We start from the raw sequence: 26,200 nt of genomic DNA, 5'->3' as shown, positions 1-26,200 counted from the left end.
CGCATCGAGGCTCTACGTCCGGCGCGTGGGACGGCTCCGCGCTGCCGCATGGGCGTGTGTCGGGTTCCTCGGGGCCGCACCGCTCGCCGCCTGTGGCGACCGGGCGGCCGCGCTCTCACCGCCTGCAGCGCCACACCGCGAGGCGAGCGCGCCGTGCTCGATCCTCCGCGCGGAGGCGCCGCTGGCCGCGGCAGCCGCGCCGACCCTGCCCGCGCTGATCGAGCAGGTGCGGCCCGTGGTGGTGACGGTCGCCACCCTGCGCGTCTCCTCGCTGCCGGACGGGCGCGCGACCCCGAGGTTTCCCTTCCGGGGCGGGGCGTCGCGGGTGGAGCGGGCGATCGGATCCGGGCTCGTGATCGCCGCGGAGGGGCTCGTGCTGACGAGCGATCACGTGATCGGCGACGCGCTCGCCATCGAGGTGCAGCTCTCAGATGAACGCGCCTTCGAGGCGAGCGTGGTCGGGCGGGATCCGACGCTCGACGTGGCGCTGCTGAAGCTGCTCGGGGCGGAGTCGCTGAGCGTCGCGTCGCTCGGATCGAGCGCTCCGGTCCGGCCCGGCGACGACGTCATCGTCCTCGGCAACCCGTTCGGGCTCGGGCCGACGGTGACCCGGGGCATCATCAGCGCGACCTCGAGGCCGATGGGCACGGGGAGCCTCGACGGCTTCCTCCAGACGGACGCCGCCATCAACCCGGGGAACAGCGGCGGGCCGCTCTTCAACGCGGCGGGGCAGGTGATCGGCATCGCGACCGCGATCCACGCCGACGGCCGCGGCATCAGCTTCGCCCTGCCGATCGACGAGGTCGTGGAGATCCTCCCCGAGCTGCGCGAGACGGGCCGCGTGGACCGCGGGCGCATCGGGATCACCTTCCAGGAGGTGAGCTCGCCGCTCGCGCGGGTGCTCCGGCTGCCAGGCCGGATGGGCGCGCTGATCACGGAGGTCGAGCCGGAGAGCCCCGGGTCGCGGCTGGGCTTCCAGCCCGGCGACGTGATCACCTCGCTCGAGGGGCGCCGGGTCGAGCACGCGCGCGAGCTCGCGCGCGCGCTCCGCCGCTCGAAGCCCGGAGACGAGGTGAAGCTCACGTACAAGCGCGGCGGCGCCGATCGGCGGGCCACCGTGAGGCTCGAGCGATCGGCAGCACAAGAGCGTCCGAGGCCGCTCTTGCGAGGCGATGGCGCGGAGAGGGACGCCGAACAGCCGCCGCTCGGCGTGCTCGCGAGCGACGCGCCGGAAGGAGCGCGCATCGAGTCGATCGCGCCGCAGAGCCCGGCGGCGGGCCACCTCGATGTGGGCGACGTGGTGCTCGACCTGAACGGCGTGCCGGTGCGCGGCGGCGCCGATCTGGCCGAGCGCCTGCGCGCCGCGGGGCGCCAGGACCTGCTGTTCCGGGTGCGGCGCAACGGATCGGCCCGGTACGTCGCTGTCCCGGCGCGCTGAGCGAACGTCGCTCCCACGCGCTCGGCTCGGCGCGCCGAGCGCGGGCTACATGCCCGCGATGGACGCTGCTACGTTACGCCGCATGGGAGCTTCGGCAGGCGCAAGGTGCCCGATTTGCCGCAAGTCGGCGGGGCCCAGGCCCGAGAACCCGGCCTTTCCGTTCTGCTCGCCGCAGTGCAAGCTGGTGGACCTCGGCCGCTGGCTCGAGGGCAGCTACCGGGTGCCTGGCCCACCCGTCTCCTCGTCAGAGGATGCCGAGCTCCTGGAGTCGAGGGGACGGATGGACGGGCTCGACGGGAACATTCAGGAAGAGGACGAATGATCGCTCGCCGCGCGCTTTGTCTCCTCACGGTTCTCACGGCAGCCACCACGGCGTCCCTCGCCGCGGCGCAACAGGGCCAGCCGGCCCCGGGGACGACGCCCTACGGCGCCGCCTCGACCCCCGGCGCCGCGCCTGCCCAGCCGAACCCCTACGACCCGTCGATGCAAGCCGGAGGGCTGGCGCCGCCTCCCCCGATGACGACGCTCGAGCCGGAGCCCGTGCCGCCCGACGGCGGCACGGCGCGGCGCCTCGACGAGGCGAAGGAAGAGGACTCGGGGCGCGGTCTCGAGATCGTCTGGTTGAACTTCGAGGGAGGCTACGAGAACGTCGGCCTCCAGACGTTCAACATCGACGAGGACGAGTTCACGGCCGGGTTCATCTCGAGCGCGGCGAACGGCGGGGTCATCGGGGCCGGGGTCGGCGTCCGGCTCCTCTACTTCACGCTGGGCGCGCGCGGGCGGGTCGGGCTCTTCAACGACTGGCAGCTCTTCAGCGCCGGCGGCGAGGTCGGCATGCACCTGCCGCTCGGCAGGCTCGATCCGCACGTCGACCTGGGCTTCGGGTACGCGGGCCTCGGCAGCTTCAAGAGCGCGGTGCGCGGCGCGGCCGACGCCATCGCGATCCGCGGCTTCTACGGGAGGATCTCCGGCGGGCTCGACGTGTACCTGTCGCCGGTCTTCTCGATCGGCGCGAACGCGAGCTGGGAGCTCCTGGCGCTCACCAGGCCGGGGCTCACCTCCGCGCAGATCGATCGCATCAGGAGCGAAGCCGCCACCACGCCCCAGCAGGCCAAGGCCGATCTGCTCGCGGCCGAGGGCTCGAGCGTCGGCTCGGCGCTCGCCCTGACCGCGGTCGCCGGGCTCCACTTCTAGCGGCCGCCGAGCGAGCGTCGCCTCCCCTGCCCTCCCGCCCATGACCGCAGTCGACGCGCTCATCTGGCTCGCCACCGTCGCCGCGCCGCTCGGAGGACTGGCCGCGCTCCTCCTCGGGACCCAGCGGCTCTATGGCAGGCGCCGGTTCGTGGTGGGGACCGCGCTGCTCGGCGCGATCGCGTTCGTGCCAGCGCTGCTGCTCGAGGGCTTCCTCCAGCGCTGGCAAGGGCTCGACAAGGCCGCCGGCACGCTCGACGCCGTCACGCTGATCTACCTCTTCGTGGTCGTGGCGCCGCTGGAGCAGGGGCTCAAGGTGGCGGCGGTCGCGCCGATGGCCCGGCTGCGCACCGTCGACGAGCCGTTCGACGGGCTGGTCTACGCCGCCGCCGCGGCGCTAGGGTTCGTGTCGGCCCACAACGCCGTGTACCTCTGGGGCCGGCCGCTGTCGTCGATCGACGTCGTGCGGGCCGCGCTCGCCGTGCCGGCGCACCTCTTCTTCGCGTCGCTCTGGGGTTACGCGCTCGGTCGCGAGCGCAAGCGGCCGCTGGGAGGCCGCCGCTTCAACGCGGCGTGGCTCGCCGCGATGCTGCTCAACGGCGCCTACGACTACATCGTCTTCGCGTGCCGGCCGGTCGCGCTCTTCATCGCGGCGCCGATCCTCCTCGGCATCGGCTTCGTGACGTTCCTGGCCGCGCGCGATCTGCTCCGCCGGAGCGCGTCACCGCACAGCTCGCAGCGGCGGGAGCGCCGCTTCCTCCCGCACCTCTCGCCGCCGTCGCTCGGCACGATGCGCGAGGCGCTGCGGCGCACCGAGCGGCCGCTGATGCTGAGCTGGATCGCCTTCGGCGCGCTCGTCACGGTCGGGGTGATGACCACCGCGCTCGCCCTCGCCGTCGCGCTCGGCCATCGCTTCGGCGTCGATTTCGCCGCGGTGGATCGGGGGGACGCCTCGACCGCCGCGGCAGCGCCGCTCCTGCTGCTCGTCGCGGCGGCGATCACGGCATTCCCTGTTGCCGGCTACCTCGTCGCCCGAGCCTCCTCGACGGGCAGCGTCCTGGAGCCGGCCGCCTCCGCGGCGCTCGCCATCCTGGGCTCGCTGGTGCTGCTCGGCCTCGCCGCGCCCGTCGCCGTCGTGTTCGCGACCGCGCTCGCCCCCATCGCCTTCAGCCTCGCGTGCGCGGGCGCCTGGATCGGCACCACGCGCTGAGCGCGATCGGCACGACGCGCTCAGCGCGCCGGTCACCCGACGCCGCGCCGCGGCGCACCAGCTGGACGCTCCGCGCCACGCGGCGTGATGCGCGCGGCCCCTGTTCTCGCCGGTGCTGGACCTCGTCCCGAGCCCGGCGATCGCTACGCCGTCGCCGCCTTTGCCGCGGGCTGGTGCTTCGCGACCTCGTCCTGGAACCTGCGGAGCAGCTCCTGCGCCGCGGGCGAGAGGTTCCTCGGCACCTCGACCTGGACGATCACCTGGAGCGCGCCGCGACCGCGGCCATCGATCCGGGGCGCCCCCTTGCCCTTCACCGAGATCACCTCGCCAGGCTGCACGCCCGCCGGGATCTCGACGTCGACCGCCGTGTCGTCCGGCAGGTCGATCTTCACCGTGCTGCCGAGCGCCGCGTCGACGAAGGAGACGGGCGCTCGCGTGATGAGGTCGAGGCCGTCGCGCTCGAAGCGCTCGTCGGCGGCGAGATCGACGTCGACGTACAGATCACCAGGCGGCGCGCCCTGGGCGCCCGGCATCCCCTGGCCGGGCACCCGCAGCCGCTGGCCGCCGTCGATGCCGGCCGGGAAGTTGACAACGACCTTCCGCGTCTTCTCGACCGCGCCGAACCCCTTGCAGGCGGCGCACGGCGTCTTGATGACCGACCCCTCACCCGAGCACTCGGGGCAGGTCTGGGTGAACATCACGAAGCCGCGCGAGGTCGAGACCTGACCGGCGCCGCCGCACGTGCCGCACGGCTTGCGCTTCGTCCCCGGCTTCGCGCCCGAGCCGGAGCACTCCTCGCACGCGACCGGCGTGCGAAGGACGACCTCCCGCTTGCAGCCGAGCAGGGCGTCGCGCAGCGAGAGCCGCTGCTGAACCCGGATGTCCTGGCCGCGCGCCGGGCCGCGCCGCCGGCGCTGCCCGCCGCCGAAGCCGCCGAAGAACTCCGAGAAGATGTCCTGGAAGTGAGAGAAGATGTCGCTGTCGACCCCGGCGCCCATCCCCTCGAGCCCGGCGTGCCCGAACTGATCATACCGCCGGCGCTTCTCCTCGTCGGAGAGGACCTGGTACGCCTCGGTGGCCTCCTTGAAGCGCGACTCCGCCGACGCATCACCGGGGTTTCGGTCCGGGTGGTACTTCAACGCAGCCTGACGATAGGCCTTGCGAATGTCGTCAGGCGTCGCGTCTCGCGCGAGGCCAAGAACTTCGTAGAAGTCGCGCTTTTCACTCATGAATGGTGGACCGCCGCGTCGATCCTGCCCGACAGGGGGCATAGGCGCCGGCTGACCATAAGTCCTCGCCCGCGCCTGTCAACGCGCAATACAGCGTGAACGCCCAGGATGGGCCGTGGCTTCGCGAGGTCTTCCGTGCGGGCCGAGACGCTGCTACTGGCCCCGGCGCTGGAACGCGGGCGTGTCCCAGTCGGAGTCGAGCGGGGGGACGAAGCTCGCGCGATCGCGCGGGCCGCCGCCTGCCGACTGGACCTGCGGCGCGGGCCGGCGGGTGGTCGGGTACGCGACCTCTTCATGACGGTGCGGCTGGCGCTGCGTCATGGGAGGAGCGCTCGGGGCGGAGCGCGCCGACATCGGGCCGGCCGCGGCGGCGAGCGACGCGCCGATCGAGTGCGCGGTCGCGCGGGGCTGCGCGGCGCTCGCGAGCTGGTGGGGGACCTCGGCGACGAGGTGATCGAAGCCGGTCGCGATGACCGTGACCTTGATCATCTCGCCCATGTTCTCGTCGATCGTCGCGCCGAAGATGATGTTCGCGTCCTCGTGCGCCTGCTCCTGCACGAGCGTCGCGGCCTCCTCGATCTCGCGCATCCGCATGTCGGGTCCGCCGACGATATTGATGAGCACGCCCGTCGCGCCCTCGACCGAGATGTCGTCGAGCAGCGGCGAGCTGACGGCCATCTCCGCGGCGAGGCGGGCGCGGCCCTGCCCCTTCGCGCAGCCGGTGCCCATGAGCGCGCGGCCCATGTTCGACATGACCGTCTTCACGTCCGCGAAGTCGACGTTCACGATCCCGTTCTGCGTGATGAGATCGCTGATGCCCTTGATCGCCTGATAGAGGACCTCGTCCGCCTTGCGGAACGCCTCGACGAACGAGAGGTCCTCGTCGCCCAGCGAGAGGAGCTTCTGGTTCGGGATCGTGATGAGCGTGTCGACGTGCTCCGCGAGCATCGCCAGGCCGAGCTCGGCGCGGCGCGAGCGCTGCTTGCCCTCGAAGAAGAACGGCTTCGTCACGACGCCGACGGTGAGGCAGCCCTCCTCGCGCGCGAGCTGCGCGATGACCGGCGCGGCGCCCGTGCCGGTGCCGCCGCCCATCCCCGCGGTGACGAACACCATGTCCGCGCCCTGGATGCACTCCTTCACGCGGGTCACGTCCTCGAGCGCCGCCTTGCGCCCCTTCTCGGGATCGGCGCCGGCGCCGAGACCGCGCGTGACGCTCGCCCCGATGTGGAGCTTGGTCGGAGCGAGGCTCGCGCCCAGCGCCTGGGCGTCCGTGTTGACGACGATGAACTCCACGCCCTCGAGGCCGAAGTTGATCATCGTGTTGACTGCATTGCCGCCAGAACCGCCACAACCGATGACCTTGATCCGGGCGTCGTACCCGGTGTGTTCGTCGGCAAACTCGATGGAGAAACTCATGAACTCCTCCCGGGGATGTACAGCTAGCCGCTCGGCCCGGCGCCGACCCCCGCGAAGGTCGAGCGGCACGGAACCCTAATGCGCGAGGACGTCCTCGCTCCGGACGGTGCTCAGAGGGGCGCCTCTTCCCCTGTGAACGCCGTTTTTCAAACCCTCTTGACTTCGTCTTCAAGAGGGATCGCCGGTGCGCTCTTCGACCCTCTCAAACCCAATTCTCTAACAACTTTCTCTTGCTACGTCATGCCTAGAATGCAGCTCGGAGCCAGTTCCAGAACCTCCCGCTCGACCTCTTTTCAATCGGCATTTCTTCGACGATTTCTCGGCGCGACTCGCGCTCACGGACCTTCTCGCGGCGGCCCTCGCCGCGCCCAGCGTGACCGATGTGGCCGACGTCGAGCGCCACCGGCGTGAGCGCGCGCGCCTGCGCGAGCGCGTTGGCGCCGTACTGCACGAGGCCCACGCCGGTCGCGTACTGCGGGCCGGCCACGAGCTGCGTGATGCCACGCACGCCGACCGGTACACCGAGGCGCACCGGCATCCCTAGGATCTCCTCGGCGAACTCCGTCATGCCCTCCATGAGGACGCCGCCGCCGGTGAGCACCGCGCCGGCCGAGAGCTGCTCGAGCATCCCGGTGTCCTCGATCCGCTTGCGGATGACCGCGAAGATCTCCTCGACGCGCGGCTCGATGATGTCCGACAGGACGCGGCGCGCCGCCTTGCGCGGCATGTGCCCGCCGACGCCGGGGACCTCGATCTCCTCCTCGTCGCCGACCATGCGGCCGAGGGCGCAGCCGGCGTTGCGCTTCAGGCGCTCGGCCTCGCCCATCGGCGTGCGCAGCCCGGCGGCGATGTCCGCGGTCACGTTGTTGCCGCCCGCCGGGATCACGCTGGCGTGCGCGATGCCGCCGTCGACGTAAAGAAGCAGGTCGGTCGTGCCGCCGCCGATGTCGATGATGGCGACGCCGATCTCCTTCTCGTCCTCCGAGAGCACCGCCTCGGCGCTGGCGAGCGGCTCGAGTACCACGTCGGCCACGGTGAGGCCGCAGCGCTCCGCGCAGCGGACGACGTTCTGCACGCACGAGGTCGCGGCGGTGATCAGGTTCACCTTCACGCCGAGACGGACGCCGCTCATGCCGACCGGGTCGCGGATGCCGTCCTGGTTGTCGACCGTGAACTCGCGCGGCAGGACGTGGAGGATCTGACGATCGGCGTCGACGGGGATCGCCCGCGCGCCCTCGAGGACGCGCTCGACGTCCACCCGCGTGACCTCGCCGCCCGAGACCGCGGCGACGCCGTCCGACTGCTGGCAGCGGATGTGGCTGCCAGCGACGCCGGCGTAGACGGTGCGGATCTCGACGCCGGCCATCGTCTGCGCGGCCTCGATGGCCTCGGCGATGGAGCGCACCGTCCAGTCGATGTTGCTCACCACGCCCTTTCGCAGGCCGCGGCACGGGACGTTGCCCACCCCGAGGATGGTGATCCCATCAGCGTCGATCTCGCCCACGACCGCCGAGACCTTGGTCGTCCCGATGTCCAGGCCGACGACGATCTCAGAAGTCTCCATCCGGCTCTTCATTGCGTGCACCACCTCATGCGGGGACGAGCCCCCTGCGCGTGTCAGGCGGGCACGACGCTGCCATGAGCCAGCGGAACCGGCCAAGTTTTGCTCGGCGAACGCCGGCGACGGTGACGAGGGCGGCGGCGCTCATTTCATCCTCACCACGACGCGCTCGGGGTGCGCGTCGTTGTCCAGGAAGATGACCGACGCGCTCGCCTTCCGCTGGGCGAGCTCGGTGAGCACCCGCGACGCCTGGCCGACCTTGTCGCGGTAGGGCGGCTGCCCGAGGTGGAGCGCGATCCCCTCCTTGCCGATGGTGACGACCACCGACCCGTCCCGTTCGATGTGGAGCTCCTGGATCGGGTAGCGGCGGGCGACGCCGGCGCGCGCCATGTCCTCGACCACGTCGAGCAGGCGCCGGACCGCGATGACGACGCCGGCGCGATCCCGCGCCACCTGCTCGCCGGTGATCCCCGTGACGACGGGGAGGTCGACCGGATCGTCCTCGGCGAGCTCCTTGAAGAGCTCGCCGTCGCGCGTCGCGAGGTAAAGGTCGCCGCCGATCGCGACCAGGGCCTGCGCGTCCCGCTCGACCACGTTGACGTGGACGGTCGAGGGGAGCGTGCGGGTGACGGTCGCCTTCTCGATCCAGGGATCGGCGGCGATCGAGGCGCTGGCGAGCTCGAGATCGAGCGTGAAGATGTTCTTGCCCACCTCGATGCCGCCGGAGCTCGCCACCTGCTCGGCCGTGCGGCGCTGGACGCCGTCGACGAGCACCGTGCGGACGGCGAAGCGCGGGCTCGACACGATGTAGCGACGCGCGCCCCACGCGACCGCGGTCGAGGCGACGAGCACGACGGCGGCGCCGGCGAGGAGCTGCAGCGCGCGGAAATGGCGCGACAGCGGCCGCGCGGAGCGCGCCGCCCCCGGCGAGCCGCCCTTGCCAGGCGGGCGCGGGGGGCGCACCGAGACGCTCGTCGCGGGCGGGGCAGGCGACTCGTGCGGCGGGGTCGTCGCGCGCACGCGCTCGTTCTTCGGCGCCGGCGCCGCGGCCACGGGCTCCGGCTTCGAAGCGCGCGCGGGCGCCGCGCGGTTGGGCGGCGCCGCGGCGGACGGCGACGACGCGCGGCGGCGGTTCGGCGGCGGCGGGGCGCTGGGGCGCTCGGTCATGAGCTGCCCTCCTCGGGCGGCAGCCCCTTGGCCTCGAGCCGCGCCTTGAGATCCCGCACGCACGCGTTCACGTCGCCCGCGCCGAGCGCGATGACCACGTCGCCCGGCCGCACGATCTGCTCGAGCGCCTCGGGGAGGTCGGCCTTGTCCGCGACGAAGCGCGCGTCGTGGTGGCCGTGCTCGCGGATCGACTGGACGAGGCGCTCGGCGGTGACGCCGGGGATCGGCGGCTCGCCCGCCGCGTAGATGTCGGTGACGAGCAGCACGTCGGCCTGATTGAAGGCGCGCGTGAACTCGTCGAAGAGATCGCGCGTGCGGGTATGGCGGTGCGGCTGGAACGCCACGACGATCCGGTGATCCTCGCCGGGGAACGCGCGCCTGGCGGCGTCGACGGTGGCGCGGATCTCGGCCGGGTGATGGCCGTAATCGTCGACCAGCGTGATGCCGCCGATCGAGCCGACGACGGTGAAGCGGCGCGCGACGCCGCCGAACGTGGCCAGCGCCTGCTTCGTGACGTCGAGCGGGACCTCGAGCTCGTCCGCCACCGCGATCGTGGCGAGGCAGTTCAGGACGTTGTGCGCGCCGGGCATCCTCACCGTGAAGCCGCCGAGCGGCTCGCCCCGGCGGTAGGCGTTGAAGCTCGTCTCGAGGCCGCGGAACTGGATGCCGCGCGCGGAGTAGTCGGACTGCGGCGAGACGCCGTAGGTCACGTGGCGGCGCGGGATGCGCGGGAGCAGGTCCTGGACGTGCGGGTGGTCGAGGCAGAGCACGGCGAGCCCGTAGAACGGGACGCGCGCGGCGAACTCGACGAAGGCGTCCTTGATGCGCTCGTGCGTCCCGTAGTGATCGAGGTGCTCGGGATCGATGTTGGTGACCACCGCGATCGTCGGCGTGAGCCGCAGGAACGATCCGTCGCTCTCGTCGGCCTCGGCGACGAGCAGATCGCCGGCGCCGAGCCGGGCGTTCGTGCCGAGGGCCGCCATCTTGCCGCCGACGACGACGGTGGGATCGAGGCCGGCGGCGCGCAGGACCGTGGCGACCAGGGAGGTCGTGGTGGTCTTGCCGTGCGAGCCCGCGATCGCGACGCCGTATTTCACGCGCATCAGCTCGGCGAGCATCTCCGCGCGCCCGATCGCCGGGATCCCGAGCGCGCGCGCCTCGGTGAGCTCGGGATTGTCGGGCCGGATGGCGCTCGAGTAGACGACGACGTCCACGCCGCGGACGTTCTCGGCGCGGTGGCCGATGTCGATCCGGACGCCGAGCGACGTGAGCCGCCGCGTCGTCGAGCTCTCCTTGAGGTCCGAGCCGGAGACCTCGAACTCGAGCGAGCGCAAGATCTCGGCGAGGCCGCTCATCCCGACGCCCCCGACGCCGACGAAATGGACGTGGCGAACGCGACCGCGGAACATCAGCCTGCCTCCTCCCAGCCGAGGGGAGCGCCCGGCGGCGCGGCCCCTCTCATCGCGGCGCGACGCGGCGCCTCCTCTGCTGCGCGCTTCGCGCGAGCGCCGCCGATGGGGAAGCGCAGCGCGCGGTGGCGCGGAGCGCGCGCGAGCTCGAGCAGATCGGCGGCGACGCGCGCGGCGGCGTCCGGCGTGCCGAACGCCGCCGCGGCGTCCGCCATGCGGGCGCGGAGCGCCGGGGCCGCCGCGAGGCGGGCGAGCTCGCCCGCGATGCGCGCCTCGGTGGCGTCGGCCTGGGCGATGGCCACCGCGGCGGAAGCCCGCTCGAGGGACTGCGCGTTCTTCATCTGGTGATCGTCGGCCGCGAACGGGTACGGAATCAGGATTGAGGGGCGGCCCACGGCGCAGAGCTCGGCGAGCGTCGACGCGCCCGCGCGGGCGATCACCACGTCGGCCGCCGCGAGCGCCTCCGCCACGTCATCGATGAACGGGACGACGCGAGCGTGTTCGGAGAGGCCGAGCTCGGCGTAGAGCGACCGCACGGCGGGCTCGCGATCCCTGCCCGTCTGGTGCACCACGACGAGATCGAGGCCGCGCTCGCGTCCCTGCGCGATGGCGCGAGGCACGACGTCGTTCAGCGCCAGCGCGCCCTGGCTGCCGCCGAGCACGAGCAGGCTGAGCCTGCCCTCGCGCGGAGCGTACGGCGCGCGGGCGAACGCGCGCCGGAGCGGGACGCCGAAGAGGCGCACCGTGCTCGGGCGCAGCGCGCGCCCCGCCTCCGGGAACGCGACGTACGCCCGATCGACGAGGGGCGAGAGGAGCCGGTTCGACAGCCCGAGGACGCTGTTCGGCTCCAGGATCGCGACCGGCACGCCGAGCGAGCGCGCCGCGAGGGACACCGGGCCGCCGGCGTAGCCTCCGAGCGAGAGCACCACGCGGGCGTCGAGCCGCTCGACCAGCCGCCTCGCCTCCGGGAGGACGCGGCCCGCGCGGGCAGCGCCGCGCACGAAGCCGGAGAGCCCACCCCCGCGGAGCGGCAGGACGTGGAGCAGCTCGAGGTCGTCGCCGCGCTCGCCCATCACGCGCACCTCGATGCCGCGCGCGGTGCCGACGTAGACCACGCGCGCCTCGGGCGCGGCGGCGCGGACGGCGTCGCCCACCGCGACCATCGGGAAGACATGGCCGCCAGTGCCGCCTCCTGCGATCAGCACGGTCGTCACGCGCCGCCCTCCTCGGCCGACGCGGCCACCAGGGCCGACGCGCTCGGCGCGTGCGGGACGGGCGCCCCTCGCCCCTCGCCCCTCGGATCGGGAGCGACCACGGTCCGCGATCGGCTGATGCTCAGCAGGATGCCCGCGGCCGCGGCGTTCACGAGCAGCGACGAGCCGCCGTAGCTGAGGAACGGCAGCGTGAGCCCCTTCGTCGGGAGGATCGCCATCGCGACCGCGAGGTTCGTCATCGCCTGCACGCCGAAGAGCGTCGCGATGCCGAAGGCCATGAAGCTGCCGTAGTCGTCGGCGGCCTCGAGGGCGATCTTCACGCCGCGCGAGACGATGACGAGGTACGCCGCGCAGAGGCCGACGATGCCGACGAAGCCGAGCTCCTCGCCGACGATCGCGGACACGAAGTCGGTGTGCGCCTCCGGCAGGTAGAGCACCTGCAGCCCACGCCCGAGGCCCAGGCCGAACACGCCGCCGGAGCCGAAGCTCATGACCGACTGGAACGGCTGGTAGGCGAGGTCGGCGCGGTTGTTGTCCATGTCGATCCACGCGAGGTAGCGCGCGTAGCGGTAGCCGCTGAAGCGCACGAGCGCGGCGCCGGCGAGCGCCAGCAGCATGGAGAACGCGGCGATGTACGGGACGCGCGCGCCCGCGACGAACAGCAGCGTGAAGGTCAGGAAGAGCAGCACGACGGCGCTGCCGAAGTCGGGCTGCTTGAGGCAGAGGAGCATCAGGAGCCCGACCACGATGAGGTGCGGGAGGAAGCCGACCGAGAACGACTTGATGCGATCGGCCTTCTTGGAGAGCGAGTACGCGAGCCAGAGCACGATACCGAGCTTCGCCATCTCGGCCGGCTGCACGTGGACCGGGCCGAGCGCGATCCACCGGTAGGCGTTGCCCGCCCTGTGGCCGAGGCCCGCCACGCACGCGACGAGCATCCCCGTCACGGTGATGAGCACCGGGTACGTGAGGACCTTGAGCCGCCGGTAATCGATGCGGCTCGTGATCCACATCGTGGCGATCGAGAGGACGGCGTAGGCGGCCTGGCGCTTGAGGAAGAACTGGGCGTCCTTGTAGCGGACCGTCGCCTCGACCGCGCTCGCGCTGTAGACCATCACCACGCCGAAGCCGATGAGCGCCGTGACGACCGCCGCGAGGAGGGCGTCGACCGGGCCCGAGGGGCTCGATCGCACCTTCCAGAACGCCTCGGCCGCCGCCGCGACCCCGCCCGGCTCGGCCTTTTCCTGCTCCGGGGGACCGATGTGCCGGTTCCTGGGTGCATCGGCGCGCGCGCCGAACCCTCCGCGCCACGACATCACGACGCCACCTCCCCGGCGACCCCGCCGGTCGACCTCTGGAGCTCGCGGACCGCGCGGACGAAGGCGTCGCCGCGGTCCTTGTAGTCGCGGAACATGTCGAAGCTGGAGCACGCGGGGCTGAGCAGCACCGCGTCGCCGGGCTGCGCGAGCGAGCGCGCGGCGAGCACCGCCTCGTCCATCGAGCTCGCCCGCGCGATCGGCAGGACGCCGCTCGCCGCGGCCGCGATGCGCTCCGCGGCCTCGCCGAGCACGACGAGCGCGCGGCCCCGGTCGCGCAGCGCCACCACGAGCGGCGCGTAGTCGCCGAGCTTGTCGCGCCCACCCGCGATCAGGACGGCCTTCTGCTCGCGCAGGCCGGAGAGCGCGGCGACGGAGGCGCCGACGTTCGTCCCCTTGGAGTCGTCGTAGTAGCGGACGCCGTCGACGTCGGCGACGAGCGCGGTCCGGTGCTCGAGCCCCTCGAACCGCGCGAGCGCCTCCGCGATCGCCTCGGCGGGAGCGCCGAGCCCGGCGGCCAGCGCCACCGAGGCGCAGGCGTTCGCGAGGTTGTGCGCGCCCGTGAGCCGGACGCGCTCCAGCGGGTAGCTCGCGCCCGCGACGCGATCGACGATCGCGCCGCCCGCCACGGCCACGTCGGCGCGGGGGTCGCTCGCGCTGAACGTCACGACACGGGCGCGCCCCCGCGCCGCCTGCCGCGCCACGAGCTCGTCGCCGAGCGGGACGACCGCGACGTCCTCCGGCGTCATGCGCACGAACGGGTTGCCCTTCGCGTCCGCGTACGCCGCGAAGCTCGGGTAGCGGTCGAGGTGATCGTCGGTGATGTTCAGCAGGGCATGCGCGCGGGCGTGCAGCGTCGGGACGCGCTCCGCCTGGAAGCTCGAGATCTCCAGGACGAGGACATCCCACGCCTCGCCCACGACCTCGGCGAGCGGGGTCCCGAAGTTGCCGCCGACGAAGGTGCGGAGGCCGGCGCGCTCGAGCATCGCGCCCGTGAGCGCCGTCGTCGTGCTCTTGCCGTTGGTCCCCCCGACTAGCACGATGGGCGCCGACACGAAGCGCGACGCGAGCTCGAGCTCGCCGATGACCTCGCGCCCGGAGCGCTCGACGGCGTCGAGCGCGGGGAACGACGGCACGCCCGGCGAGACCACCACGAGATCGGCGCCCTCGAACAGCGCCGGGTCGTGCCCGCCCGGCGCGAGCACGACGCCCTCCGCCTCGAGCGACGCAGCCGCTGCGGAGAGCCGCTCGCGCGGCGCGCCGTCGTTCGCGATGACGCGCGCGCCGCGCTCCATCAGGAGGCGCGCGGCCGCGACACCGCTCCGGCCGAGACCGACGACGATCACTGTTCGCCCGCGGACGTCCATCATGCCCTCAGCGCAGCTTCATCGACGCCAGGGAGACCAGCGCCAGGAGGATGGAGATGATCCAGAAGCGGACGATGATCTTGGGCTCCGCCCACCCCTTCTTCTCGTAGTGGTGGTGGATCGGCGCCATCAAGAAGACGCGCTTGCCGGTCAGCTTGAACGAGAGGACCTGCGTGATGACGCTGACCGTCTCGATGAAGAAGATCCCCCCGAGGATGATCGACAGGAGCTCGTTCTTGGTGAAGACGGCGAGCATCCCGAGCCCGCCGCCGAGGGCGAGCGAGCCGACGTCCCCCATGAAGACCTGCGCGGGGTACGTGTTGTACCAGAGGAAGCCGATCCCGGCGCCGATGACCGAGCCGCAGTACACCGAGAGCTCGCCGGCGGACGCGATCGCCGGGATGTCGAGGTAGGTCGCGAGCGAGAAGTTCGCGATCGACGCGCCGACGATGTACGCGAGGATGAGGTACGTCCCCGCGTTGATGATCACCGGGCCGATCGCGAGGCCGTCGAGGCCGTCGGTGAGGTTCACGGCGTTCGACGTCGCGACGACGACGAACACGGCGAACGGGACGTAGGCGTAGAGCGGCAGCTCGATCGGGTACTTCGAGAACGCGACGAACGGGATCGAGAGCCGCGTCCTGATCTCCGCCCAGTCCGGCGGGAGCTTCGAGGCGATCAGGAACGTGTAGGACACGGCCGCGCCGCCGATGAGCACCTGGCCGATGAGCTTGTAGCGGCCGGGCAGGCCGCCGCTGTTCCGCCGCTTGATCTTGAGGAAGTCGTCCAGGTAGCCGATGACGCCGTAGCCCGCGGTGACGGCCGTCGTCGCGAGGACGAAGGGGTTCCTGAGATCGGCCCACAGCACGGTGGGGAGCAGCAGCGAGAGCAGGATGAGCGCTCCGCCCATCGTCGGCGTGCCCGCCTTGATCTTGTGCGTCTCCGGCCCCTCGGCGCGGACCACCTGCCCGATCTGCTTGCGCCGGAGCTCGCGGATGAACCACGGCGCGAGCACGAACGTCAGCACCATGGCGGTGATCGTCGCCATGATCGTGCGGAACGGGATGTAACGCAGGACGTTGAGCCAGCTCAGCCAGCCGTAGTGGAACTTGAGCGGGTAGAAGAGCTCGTAGATCACGCCGCACCTCCGCGCGACTGCCGCGCGGCCATGGACCGGTCGCGGCGGGCCGCGAGCGCGCGGCGCGCCTCGTCGCGGTCGTCGAACGGCAGCGTGACGCCGCCGATGATCTGGTACGGCTCGTGGCCCTTGCCGGCGATGAGGACGAGGTCCCCGGGCTCCGCCTCGAGCACCGCGCGCTCGATCGCGCGCGCCCGGTCGAGCTCCACGACGACGCGCGCGCGCCCGGCCGCGAGGCCCGGCAGGATGGCGTCGGCGATCGCGCGCGGGTCCTCGCTTCGTGGATTGTCGTTGGTCACGACGGCGACGTCGGCGCCGCGGCCGACGGCCTCGCCCATCCGCGGCCGCTTCAGCGGATCGCGGTCGCCGCCGCACCCGAAGACGCAGAGGACGCGCCCCTCGCTGAGGGCGCGGACGCTCGCGAGCACCCGCGCGAGGGCGTCCGGCGTGTGGGCGTAGTCGACGAGCACGATCACGTCATCGGCGCCCGGCGTGTCGCAGCGCTCCAGGCGACCCGCGACCTGGATCGGCGACGAGAGCGCCGCGGCGGCGTCCTCGACGTCGAACCCGAGCAGGTACGCCACGGCGAGCGCGGCGAGCAGGTTCGACGCGTTGTGCGCGCCGAGCAGGTGGGAACGGATGGCGACCTCGCCGGCGGGCGTGCGCGCGCGGAGGAAGATGCCGCTCGCGGTATGCGCGAGCTCGACGGGGGCGATCTCCGCCGTGTCCGGGCCCGCGCCCACCTCGGTCGAGTAGCGCGCGAGCGTCGACGCGGCCGGCCGCGAGAGCCCGCCCGGCGCGATCATCTCGACGAGCTTCCGACCGAACGGATCGTCGACGTTGATGACGGCGGCGCCGGGGCCGAGATCCACGAACAGGCGCGCCTTCGCCGCCGCGTACACGTCCATCGTGCCGTGGTAGTCGAGGTGATCCTGCGTGAGGTTCGTGAAGACGGCGATCCGGAAGCGGGTCGCGTCCGCGCGCTTCGCCGCGAGCGCGATCGACGACACCTCCATCACGAGGTGCGTCGCGCCGCGATCGACCATCCCGGCGGCGACGCGGGCGAGCTCGTCCGCCTCGGGGCTCGTGTGCGACGCGGGGACGTCGAGATCGCCGAAGCGGTAGCCGAGCGTCCCGACGATCCCGGCCCGCCCGCCGCACCGATCGATGCAGGCCTGGACGAGGTGGGCGGTCGTGGTCTTGCCGTTGGTGCCGGTGATGCCGACGACCTCGAGCGTGAAGGTCGGGTGCCCGTAGACGACCGCCGCGGCCTGGGCGAGCGCGAGCGGCACGTCGGGCACCTCGACGCGGGCGGCGCCGAGCGTGTCGGCCGCGCTCCCGCGGGCGAGGATGACCGCCCGCGCGCCGCGCGCGACCGCCTCGGCGATGAACTGCTCGCCGTGCGCGCGCGCCCCCGCCCGCGCGACGAAGATGTCCCCCTCCGCCACCTTGCGCGAGTCGAGGTGCACGCCCGTCACGAGCAGGCCCGCGGCCTCCGCCGGCGAGAGCGCGGCGCCCGGGGTCTCGCGCAGCACGTCGCCGAGACAGAGCGCGAGCTCGGTCTCGGCGACGGCGGCGTCTCTGGGGTCGCGCTCTGTCATGTGGGGGGCTCGAAGATGAGCTTCAGGGGCGATCCTTTGGGCAGCACGGTCCCCGGCGGAGGCTCCTGGCGCGTGAGCCTGCCCGTGCCCTCGACGCTCGGGTCGAGCCCGAGCGTCGCGGCGCTCTTCACCGCCTCGCGCTGCGGCAGCCCGGTGAGATCCGGGACGCGCAGCTCCCCCGTCTTCAGCGGCGCGGAAGGCGTGACCACCGCGGTCGAGATCGGCGCCGCCGCGGATCGCGCCTCGTTGAGCACCTGGTAGGTGTTCGCCGCGATGTCCTCCCCCGACTGCTCGCCGATCTCCGACAGCTTCATCGGCACGCTCCCGCGCGGGGTGACGCCCAGGTAGCGCAGCGCCATCTCGCCGACCCGCCGGAAGATCGGCGCGGCGACGGAGCCGCCGGCGTAGGTGCCGCCCATCGGCTCGTCGAGCACCACCGCGATGACGAGACGCGGCTTCTCGGCCGGGATGAACCCGACGAACGACGCCACGTAGTGGGTGTCGGTGTACTTGCCCGTCGCGGGGTCGATCTTCTGCGCCGTGGCCGTCTTGCCCGCCACGCGGAACCCCGGGATGGCCGCCTCGACGCCGGTCCCGTCCCCCTCGGTCACCGCGACGAGCATCTCCGACAGCATCCGGGCGATCTGCGCGGGCACCGCGTCGCGGCGCACGCGCGGCGAGGGCTCCGACAGCGTGACGCCCGTGCCGTCGGTGATCCGCTTGACCAGGATCGGCTCGAGCAGCCGCCCGCGGTTGGCGATCGACGCCGTGGCCATCGCGAGCTGCAGCGTGGTCACGCTGATCCCCTGACCGAACGACGCCGCCGCCGTCTCGACCTGGACCCACGGGCGGCCGCGCGGCCTGAGCACGCCCACCGACTCGCCCGGCAGCGGCACGCCGGTCAGATCGCCGAAGCCGAACCGACGGAAGCCCTCGTAGAGCCGCTGCTCGCCGAGCCCGAGCGCGATCTTCGCCGTGCCGATGTTCGATGACTGGCCGAGGATCTGCGGGATCGTCAGCCACTTGTGCACGTGCGTGTCGTGGATCACGACGTTGTCGATCGCCATGTTCCCCTCCTCGCAGTAGATGGTCGCGCTCGGGGAGACGCTCTTCGCCGCGAGCGCGCTCGCGATGGCGAACACCTTCATCGTGGACCCGGGCTCGAAGCGATCGACGACGCAGCGGTTGCGCCGGGAGCCGGGGTCGCTCTGCGAGTAGTCGTTCGGGTTGAACCCCGGCGCGCTCGCCATGGCGAGGATCTCGCCGTTCTCGGGATCGACGACGACGATCGATCCGCCGAGCGCCTCGTACGTCTTCATCGCCGCCTCGAGCTCGCGCTCGGCGGTGAACTGGATGCCCTTGTCGATCGTCAGGTGGACGTTGTGCCCGGCGAGCGCCTGCTCGTCCGCGATCCCCTCGGAGAAGATGAGCCGGCCCGATCGATCGCGGAGCCCGCGCACCTCGGACGCGTTGCCGCGGAGCTCGTGCTCGAGGCTGAGCTCGATCCCCTCCTTGCCCTCGCCGTCGGTGGCGACGAAGCCGAGCAGCGGGCCGGCGAGCTCGCGGTTCGGGTAGAAGCGGCGCCCCTCGCCCTCGATCACGAGCCCGCGCACCGGGTAGCGCTGCCGCCGCTCCGAGAGCGCGCGGATGTTCTCGACCTCCTGCTCGGAGATGCGGCGCTTCAGCCACGCGAAGCGGCGCCGCCGGCCGAGCTTCTCGGCGACCTCCTCGACGGGCAGCGAGAGCGCCTGCGCGATGCGCTCGGCGTACTGCTGGATCTGCGTCGGGATGTACTTCTCCTCGATGCCGCGGAGCATCTCGACCGCGTCCACCGAGACGCTGGGCACCTCCACGCTCTCCGCGAGCGGCGCGCCGTTCCGGTCGTAGATCGTGCCGCGCTTCGGCGTGATGTGGAGCCGCCGCTGGCGCTGCCGCTCCGCGAGGTCGTACCAGGCGTCGCCGTCCTCGACCTCGATGCGGTACGCGCCGGACACGACGCCGCCGAGGCCGAGCGCCATCAGGCCGCAGAGCAGGCCCATGCGGATGCGGATCCACCGCGCGCGCCGGGGGTCGAGGTTCTTCATTCCTGCCGCCCCTCGCCCGGCGCCGCGCTGCCCGTCTCCCCGCTCGCCGCCTCGCGATCGCCGGAGGGCGCCGCGTAGCCCCGCACCGGGATGACCCGCTCGGGCGGCGGCGGCGTCATGCCGAGCAGCGTTCGGGCGACCATCTCCACGCGCTGCGGGGTCTCGTAGCTGGCCGCCTCGAGCGACAGCACCCGCTTGACCTCGCGCAGCCGCGCCTGCTCGGCGCGCGCCCGCCCGAGCCGGTAGCCGAGGTCGACCGTGCGCCCCCGCAAGGCGAGGTGCACGACGAACGCCGCCACCGTCGCGGCCACCGCGAGCGTCCAGAGCGCGAGGAACGGGCGCTGCGTCACGCGTGCGCCTCCGGGGGGCCGACGCGCCGCGCGGCGCGGAGCTTCGCGCTGCGGGCCCTCGGGTTGTCGGCGATCTCGTCGTCGCCCGCGGTCACCGGCTTCTTCGTGAGCGGCTGCCACACGTCCGGCTCGCGCAGCGCGCGCTTGACGATGCGATCCTCGAGCGAGTGGAAGGCGATGACGGCGAGCACGCCGCCGGGCGCGATGATCCGGGGCGCCGCCGCGAGCAGCGCCTCGAGCTCGTCGAGCTCTCCGTTCACGGCGATGCGCAGCGCCTGGAACGTGCGCGTCGCCGGATCGACGCCGCCGATGCGCGCCGGCCCCACGGCGCGCACCACGGCGCGCCGCAGGTCGAGCGTCGTCTCGAGCTCGCCGCTCTCGGCCGCCTGCTTGATGCAGCGGGCGACCCTGCGGCTGCGGCGCTCCTCGCCGTAGCGGTAGATCAGATCCGCGAGCTCCTCGTCGCTGAGCCGCTCGATCAGCTCGAGCGCCGTCTCGCCGCGGCTCGAATCCATCCGCATGTCGAGCGGCCCCTCGGCGCGGAAGCTCATGCCGCGGGCCGGATCGTCGAGCTGCATGGAGCTCACGCCGACGTCGGCCACGAGGCCGTCCACCTGCGCGACGCCGAGGGCCGCGAGGTGCCGCTCGATCTCGGAGAACTCGCCGTGAACGTAGGTCACCCGCTCCCCCATCCGGGCGAGCCGGGCGCGCGCGATGGCGAGGGCGCGCTCGTCGCGGTCGATCCCGATGACCCGGGTGCCGGGCGTCTCGAGGATCGTCTCGGCGTGGCCGCCGGCGCCAAGGGTTGCGTCGACGTAGATGCCCTCGCTGACCGGCGAGATCGCGGCGAGCACCTCGCGGCCGAGGACGGTGACGTGCGGCTCGCCGCGCGGGCGGGGCGGCGGAGGGGGAAGGTGCATGGGGACTACATTGACGACGTTCATAGGCGGAACTGCTCCGCGATTGCGGTCTTGAAGCTCTGGAGCTCGACCTCGCTCATCTGCTGAGCGGCCTGCCACCGCTCCTTCGACCAGAGCTCGATCGTCTGTCCCATGCCCGCCCACAGCACGTCCTTGGTGAGGCTGGCGTGCTCGCGGAGGGACGGCGGGATGAGGATCCGGCCCTGCTTGTCGAGGTCGCACTCGACGGCCGCGGACAGGTAGCGGCGCCGGAACGCGACCACGTTGGAATCAAATTGCGGCAATGCTGCAATTTTGGCCTCCAGCTCCTCCCAGGCCTTCATCGGGTAGGCATGTAGGCAAGGGTCGAAGAGGGCCGGTGTGATGACCATGCGCAGGTCGTTCGCGGCCGCGAGCACGTCGCGAAAACGCGAAGGGAGGCTCGTGCGCCCCTTCGCGTCGATCGCGTGCTCGAAGTGACCGCGAAACATCGTGCTCATCGACCCCAGCTGCGGCTGGCCTGTCCCGCCGAGGGCTTGCTGACGCGTTGCTGCACCGGGCGCGCACCGCGTCGTGACATTCTCTGCCACTTCTTCCCACGAAGCTCCGCCACGCTACGGAGGGAGGCGCCGAGTGTCAACAGATTGGGAGATTTCTGGACCCCGATGGCCACCTATGTAGGACATTCACCTCCAGGGTCGCACCCGTAAAAACCGCGGGGAATACCGCAACTTCCCGGGCCAGCGGGGTCCGTGGGAGGAAGTGGGGAGTGTCTCGGGGGTGGTGCGGGCACGTCAGGCGAAGGTCTGGCAAGTTCGAAATGAAGCAAGGCGGATCGCTGCCCACGGAGGCGGCCTTTCGCGCCCCGAACGGCGGAGGAACCCGCGCAAACCGGACGGGCTCAGCGGCTCAGCGGCCGGGGGAGGTCCGGTGGGAGCGGCGGGTGGTGGAGGAGAGTGGGGAGACCCCCGGCGCCGGCGGTCAGCTCGGGGAAGCCCGGCCGGGGAGGCGGGCGGTGGGGGAGAGTGGGGAGACCCGTTGCCCCGGCGGTCAGCCGTGGGGGGTCACATTGGTCTGGACCCACTCCACGATGCTCTTCAGGGTGGTCCCGGGGGTGAAGACGCCCTTCACGCCGGCGTTCTGGAGGCGCGCGATGTCCTCGTCCGGGATGATGCCCCCACCGAACACCACGATGTCCTCGGCGCCGTGCTTGCGGAGGGCCTCGATGACGGCGGGGAAGAGGGTGTTGTGCGCTCCGGACATGATCGACAGCCCCACGGCGTCGACGTCCTCCTGCACCGCGGCGGAGGCGATCATGTCCGGCGTCTGGTGCAGGCCCGTGTAGACCACCTCGAAGCCCGCGTCGCGGAGGGCCCGGGCGACCACCTTGGCGCCGCGGTCGTGGCCGTCGAGGCCGGGCTTCGCCACGAGGATGCGGACTTTGCGCTCTGCCATGATCGCGTCGATTACCGCCTGCCCGGGCAGGCGTAAAGCGCAGCGCCCCGGCGATGCGGCCTCCCCTCCCCTGCGCCGGCGCCGCAGGGGGCGCGCTTACTGGGCGGCGAACACGAACGGGATGGTCACCGGCGTGGAGCCCGACGAAGGGGGGAACCGCCAGGACTTGATCCGCGAGGCGATACAGCTCGACAGGCCGGGGTAATCCTTCTCCGACCCGGCGGCCGAGGCCGACTGGACGGCGCCCGAGGCGCCGATGACCACCGAGGCCGAGACGCGGGCCGTGGTGGACGCATTGCGATCGCGCGCGTCGAGGGCGGGCTGCCAGCAATGGCGCCGGACGCTGGGGCGGTTCCCCTCGACGACGCTGGAGATCTCCCCTTGAGAGAGCTGGCTCAGGCCAGCGCCGGCGCCCTGGCTGCCCGGCCCCGACGAGGGACCGGGGACCCCCGCGCCGAACCCGGACCGGTCGAACGGCGCAGGGCTCGCCGAGGCGACCGGCTTTTCGGGCTGGGGGCGCTGGCTCGCGGCGCCGCCTGGCTTGCCCGGCGAGGCGACCTCGGGTTTGGCCGACGCGGTGTCGGCCGGCGGAGGTGCGTCCGGCTCCACGCTCGGCGGAGGCGGAGGGGCCGCTGTCGGCAGCAGGTCGGCCGGCTGGAGCTGCGGGACGGTCACGACCTGCACGGGCTGCGGCTTGGGAGAAAGGAGGACGTACGCGGAGACGCCGCCGAACGCCGCTGCCATGGCGATGAAGGCATAGGCGAGCGGGCTCATGCCCGACCGGCGCCTCGGCGCGACCGTCTCCACGAGGCTGCCAGGCGTGGCCACCAAAGGGGCGGGCTCCGCAGAAGCGAGCGCGCTCGCCGGCGCCGCCGCCTGCGGTGAGGCGACCGCGGCCAGGCCGCCCGTGCGAGCCGCGCCGGAGGGCGGTCCGCCCACCGCCAGGCCGGCAGCGGACGCCGTCGCAGGCGGCGAGCCGCCCGCGGCCAGGCCACCCGCGGCAAGACCGGCGCTCGCCGAGAAGGGCGCCGCCAGCTCGGGCTGCGGCGCGGAGGCGACGTGGGCCGCCGGCGCGGTCGAGAAGGGATCGGCGAGCACCGCGATCGGCGCGCCGCCCGCGGCATGGGCCGCCGCGGCGCCCCCCGAGGCGCCCGGCCACGCGCCCGGCGCGCTGCCGGTCGGCGTGGCCGGCGTGACGCGCCCAGGGGACGCGGCCGGTGAGGTCGATGTGGCGGGCGTCCCCGCCGCCGTGAAGGCGGCGACCGAGCCGGCGACCGCCGGGGGCTGCTCCCTCACGCCGGGAGGCTCGGGCTCGCGCACCGCCGGGCGCGCTGGCGCGGCCCCGGCCAACGGGGGGACCCTCGCCGAGGAGGGGACCTTCGTCGAGGGCGGGACCTGCGCCTGAGCGACCGAGAAGCCCGTGCTGCTGGTCCGGCGCGCGGGCGTGGACACCCGGGTGGACTGGGCCTGGGTGACGATCTCGAGCAGCTCCGGGAAGTTCTTGAGCGGCAGCCACTCGTCGAACCCCTCGCGCCAGACGAGCGAGTCGCCATCCACGGCGCCCACCTGCGCCTTCTCGCGGATGACGGAGAGCCGCACCGGGCCGAGCGGGACACCGCCGACCCCGACGTACCAGTCCTCGCTCGACGCGGCGCGCGCGGTCGGCGCCTTGGCGAGCGGGCGGTCATCGGACATCGTCCGCTTGAACGCGCCGGCGACCCCGGACGGCGACGGCGTGGGATCCGCTCCCCTGGCGGCGGACGTGGCGGGCACCGCCGGCCTCGCGGGCGCCGGCTGGGCGGGGCGCGCCTCCGGCGGCGGCTGCGGCGCGGTCGCAGGGCGCGGGCTCGACGCGGGCGACGCGCTCGACGCCGGCCGCGCGACGGGCGCGGGCACGGCGCGCGGCGCGACCGGAGGTCGAGGCGCTCCCCCGGGGCGCGGGAGGGGCTGCGACGCCGGCCGGGGCGGCGACGGCGCGGCGCCCTGGGCCGAGGCCGGCGGCCTCACGGGGCTCGCGGCGCGGGCGGCCGGCGCGCCTGTCCCGGCGGACGGCGCCTCCTCGCTCGAAGGGGCGAGGTGCGCGTCGTCGCCCGCCGCGCGCGGCGGCTCGACGGGGAGCGCCTGCGCCACGGAGCTCTCGGTGACGCTCGCGCTGACCTGAATCAGGTGCCCGCAGCGCCGGCACTGCATCCGTACCGACTTGCCGGCGACCTTCTCGTCGCCGATCTGGTACTTGGCCTTGCAGTTATCGCAGATGAATTTCATCCAGGAACGCGCCTGCGGGTTGGAATCCGCGCACTCTACGACAGCTTGACCCCAAACGACATGGGGTAGGCGCGGTCAGAGCAACCCGAGCAGGTGTTCCTTGATGGATTGCCGCGTCGGGTCATCGGGCGCGACGCCCAGGGCGCGCTCCCACGTCTCGATCGCTTTGTTGCGGAACCCGGCCTTCTGGTACAGCACGGCGAGGTTTTTCAGCGCCGGGAAGTGCTTGCCGTTGATGTGCAGGGCGGTCTCCAGCTCCTGGATGGCGTCGTAGAGCTGGCCCTGCTTGCCGTAGAGCAGGCCGAGGTGGAAGTGCAGCCGGTACGCGAGCGGGTCGATGGCCGTGCCCTCGCGCAGGTGCCGCACGGCCTTGTCGAAATCGCCGGCGCGGTACGCCGCGATCCCCGCGGCGAGGAGGCGCTCCGCCTCGGCCGAGATCCGGTCCTGATCGCCGCGGATCGAGCGCGCCTGCAGGGCGTTCTCCACGGCGGCGACGACGTCCGCGACGCGGAAGGGCTTCTCGATGTAGGCCTCGACGCCGTAGCTCGACTTCAGGTCCTCGGCGAACCGCCACCCGCGGTACACGGCCGAGATCATGATGATCGGGATGTGGCCGTAGCGCTGCGTGCCCTTCATGCGGCGGGCGATGTCGAAGCCGTGCACCTCGGGCAGCATGGCGTCCAGGATCATCACGTCGGGCGGATTCTCCTTGACCATGCGCAGGGCGAGGAGCCCGCGGTCGGCCTCCTCGACGCGGTACCCGCGCTCCTCGAAGATGCGGCGGAGCAGCTTCCGGATCTCGGGCTCGTCGTCGACGACAAGGATCGTGGTCTGATCGCCCTGCGGCGCCTTGCCCGCGCCCGGGAGCGACTCGACGACGGACAGATCGCGATCGGCGGTGCCGAAATCCGTGTCCGTGAGCTCGTCGGCCGCCGCCGCCCTCCGCATGGCGTCGTCGACGACGAGCGGCGGGCCCGCCGAGGAGATGCGCGCCGGCGAAGGGGCCGCGGGCGGGCTCGGCTCGTCGGTGAGATCGGCGAACGAGATCTCCGCGTCGTCGCGCGGGCGCTCCGGCGCGCGCGCTGGCGGGGCGGCGCTGGGCGCAGGCGGAGCAGGCGCAGGCGCCTGGGCCACCGTCGACGGGGGCACGGCGGACGGCGGACGGCGCGCCGGCTGCGCAGGAGCAGGCGCGGGCGCGGGCGGCGCCTCGGTCGTCGACGCGGCGGCGCCGAGGCCGGCGCGCTTCAGCACCTCGGGCGGGCACTTCGCGCCGACGTAGAACGGCTCGCCCTGCTCCTTCATGTCGTAGGCGGCCGCGATGGTCCGCACGAGAGGGCCCGCGAGCGCGATGTACGGGAAGACGCGCTTGCCGGTCACGAACTCGAGCTCGTCGATCACCTTCTTGTCGGCGGGCGCGGCCATGGCCACGAGGATGCGGTCCTCGCGCACGAGCACGGGCAAGAGCTTGTGCTTCGCGGCGATCTCGCGGGGCAGGATCGAGAGGTCGCTCAGCTTGATGCAGACCTGGTTGAGGTCGATGCCAGGAACGCCGCTCTGCTCGGAGAGGGCCTTCAGCGCAGCGACCTCGGAGACGGTGCCGCTCTCGATGAGGTTCGTGGCGAGGGGGACCCCCTTCGCACGCGCCTCGAGGAGCGCCTGTTCGAGCTGGGGCTGGGTGACCGCCCTTTGCTGCAGGAGGATGCGTCCGAGCGGCTTCTTGTTGGCGTCTTGCGTCATTCCGCGGGCCGACTCCGAAGGCTAATGGACGAGGAATGCGCGGGCAAGCACGCGACCCGCGCGCAGAGACGGCCGTTCGGCTGGCACCACCGGCTCGGGCTCCTGGACCGGCGGCTCGAGCCCACGGCCTGGTCGAGCGCCCCCGAAGCACCG

At 72.9% G+C, this 26,200-nt stretch carries 20 protein-coding genes and 1 pseudogene; 4 read left to right on the top strand and 17 right to left on the bottom strand.

Annotated features, from left to right (window positions below; all coding sequences use genetic code 11):
* Positions 1-25 precede the first annotated feature (25 nt).
* The 4 genes from WME76_RS04725 to WME76_RS04710 all read left to right on the top strand — a co-directional run bounded on the left by WME76_RS04725 (position 26) and on the right by WME76_RS04710 (position 3,839).
* Positions 26-1,438 (top strand): trypsin-like peptidase domain-containing protein, encoded by a 1,413-nt coding sequence (locus tag WME76_RS04725; protein WP_437959009.1) that lies wholly within the window; start codon positions 26-28, stop codon positions 1,436-1,438.
* A gap of 82 nt (positions 1,439-1,520) precedes the next feature.
* The gene (locus tag WME76_RS04720) at positions 1,521-1,760 is read left to right on the top strand and encodes a DNA gyrase inhibitor YacG (protein ID WP_437959008.1); all 240 of its coding nucleotides are present in this window, start codon (positions 1,521-1,523) and stop codon (positions 1,758-1,760) included.
* Positions 1,757-2,632, top strand: coding sequence for a hypothetical protein (locus WME76_RS04715; RefSeq protein ID WP_437959007.1), 876 nt, complete (start codon positions 1,757-1,759; stop codon positions 2,630-2,632). Before WME76_RS04720 ends, WME76_RS04715 begins: the two co-directional genes overlap by 4 nt.
* Before the next feature lie 40 nt (positions 2,633-2,672).
* On the top strand, positions 2,673-3,839 hold the full coding sequence (locus tag WME76_RS04710; RefSeq protein ID WP_437959006.1) for a PrsW family intramembrane metalloprotease: 1,167 nt from the start codon (positions 2,673-2,675) through the stop codon (positions 3,837-3,839).
* 143 nt (positions 3,840-3,982) lie between these two features.
* On the opposite strand, the gene dnaJ is transcribed toward WME76_RS04710, so the two are convergent.
* The 17 genes and pseudogenes from dnaJ to WME76_RS04625 form a co-directional block, all read right to left on the bottom strand.
* Complete coding sequence (gene dnaJ / locus WME76_RS04705) at positions 3,983-5,068, bottom strand: molecular chaperone DnaJ (protein WP_437959005.1); 1,086 nt, start codon at positions 5,066-5,068, stop codon at positions 3,983-3,985.
* Positions 5,069-5,221: 153 nt separating this feature from the next.
* Positions 5,222-6,484 (bottom strand): cell division protein FtsZ, encoded by a 1,263-nt coding sequence (gene ftsZ, locus WME76_RS04700; protein WP_437289676.1) that lies wholly within the window; start codon positions 6,482-6,484, stop codon positions 5,222-5,224.
* A 244-nt stretch (positions 6,485-6,728) separates the two neighbouring features.
* Entirely contained in the window at positions 6,729-8,048 is a 1,320-nt protein-coding gene (gene ftsA, locus WME76_RS04695; protein WP_437959004.1) for a cell division protein FtsA, read from the bottom strand.
* A gap of 141 nt (positions 8,049-8,189) precedes the next feature.
* Complete coding sequence (locus tag WME76_RS04690; protein ID WP_437959003.1) at positions 8,190-9,212, bottom strand: cell division protein FtsQ/DivIB; 1,023 nt, start codon at positions 9,210-9,212, stop codon at positions 8,190-8,192.
* A complete protein-coding gene (gene murC, locus WME76_RS04685) occupies positions 9,209-10,621 on the bottom strand; it encodes a UDP-N-acetylmuramate--L-alanine ligase (protein WP_437959002.1) in 1,413 nt (470 codons plus the stop codon). Before murC ends, WME76_RS04690 begins: the two co-directional genes overlap by 4 nt.
* Positions 10,621-11,835: an undecaprenyldiphospho-muramoylpentapeptide beta-N-acetylglucosaminyltransferase gene (gene murG, locus WME76_RS04680; RefSeq protein WP_437959001.1), complete on the bottom strand. Its 1,215-nt coding sequence runs from the start codon at positions 11,833-11,835 to the stop codon at positions 10,621-10,623. The genes murC and murG overlap by 1 nt, the downstream gene beginning before the upstream one ends.
* Entirely contained in the window at positions 11,832-13,151 is a 1,320-nt protein-coding gene (ftsW, locus tag WME76_RS04675) for a putative lipid II flippase FtsW (RefSeq protein WP_437959000.1), read from the bottom strand. The genes murG and ftsW overlap by 4 nt, the downstream gene beginning before the upstream one ends.
* Positions 13,151-14,521 (bottom strand): UDP-N-acetylmuramoyl-L-alanine--D-glutamate ligase, encoded by a 1,371-nt coding sequence (murD, locus tag WME76_RS04670; RefSeq protein ID WP_437958999.1) that lies wholly within the window; start codon positions 14,519-14,521, stop codon positions 13,151-13,153. Before murD ends, ftsW begins: the two co-directional genes overlap by 1 nt.
* Before the next feature lie 4 nt (positions 14,522-14,525).
* Complete coding sequence (gene mraY / locus WME76_RS04665; RefSeq protein ID WP_433934727.1) at positions 14,526-15,656, bottom strand: phospho-N-acetylmuramoyl-pentapeptide-transferase; 1,131 nt, start codon at positions 15,654-15,656, stop codon at positions 14,526-14,528.
* Positions 15,653-17,257 (bottom strand): UDP-N-acetylmuramoyl-L-alanyl-D-glutamate--2,6-diaminopimelate ligase, encoded by a 1,605-nt coding sequence (locus WME76_RS04660; RefSeq protein WP_437958998.1) that lies wholly within the window; start codon positions 17,255-17,257, stop codon positions 15,653-15,655. Before WME76_RS04660 ends, mraY begins: the two co-directional genes overlap by 4 nt.
* On the bottom strand, positions 17,254-19,341 hold the full coding sequence (locus tag WME76_RS04655) for a penicillin-binding protein (RefSeq protein WP_437962074.1): 2,088 nt from the start codon (positions 19,339-19,341) through the stop codon (positions 17,254-17,256). Before WME76_RS04655 ends, WME76_RS04660 begins: the two co-directional genes overlap by 4 nt.
* Complete coding sequence (locus WME76_RS04650) at positions 19,338-19,691, bottom strand: hypothetical protein (RefSeq protein ID WP_437289668.1); 354 nt, start codon at positions 19,689-19,691, stop codon at positions 19,338-19,340. The genes WME76_RS04655 and WME76_RS04650 overlap by 4 nt, the downstream gene beginning before the upstream one ends.
* Positions 19,648-20,611 (bottom strand): annotated as a pseudogene (rsmH, locus tag WME76_RS04645) (16S rRNA (cytosine(1402)-N(4))-methyltransferase RsmH); the annotation flags it as partial. The gene WME76_RS04650 and the pseudogene rsmH, both read right to left, overlap by 44 nt.
* Positions 20,612-20,631: 20 nt before the next feature.
* Positions 20,632-21,180, bottom strand: a complete 549-nt coding sequence (gene mraZ / locus WME76_RS04640; RefSeq protein ID WP_437958997.1) for a division/cell wall cluster transcriptional repressor MraZ — start codon at positions 21,178-21,180, stop codon at positions 20,632-20,634.
* 460 nt (positions 21,181-21,640) lie between these two features.
* Entirely contained in the window at positions 21,641-22,045 is a 405-nt protein-coding gene (locus WME76_RS04635) for a cobalamin B12-binding domain-containing protein (protein WP_437958996.1), read from the bottom strand.
* 96 nt (positions 22,046-22,141) lie between these two features.
* Positions 22,142-24,310 carry a GYF domain-containing protein gene (locus tag WME76_RS04630; RefSeq protein ID WP_437958995.1) on the bottom strand — a complete coding sequence of 723 codons (2,169 nt, stop codon included), beginning with the start codon at positions 24,308-24,310 and terminating at the stop codon, positions 22,142-22,144.
* Between the two features lie 75 nt (positions 24,311-24,385).
* Complete coding sequence (locus WME76_RS04625) at positions 24,386-26,047, bottom strand: response regulator (protein WP_437958994.1); 1,662 nt, start codon at positions 26,045-26,047, stop codon at positions 24,386-24,388.
* Between the last annotated feature and the right edge of the window lie 153 nt (positions 26,048-26,200).

It is taken from the genome of Sorangium sp. So ce119, assembly GCF_051524405.1.
In the GTDB taxonomy this organism is placed as follows: domain Bacteria; phylum Myxococcota_A; class Polyangia; order Polyangiales; family Polyangiaceae; genus Sorangium; species Sorangium cellulosum_G.
The sequence above is the reverse complement of the archived record's forward strand: the minus strand, read 5'-3'. Positions and strand labels throughout refer to the sequence as shown.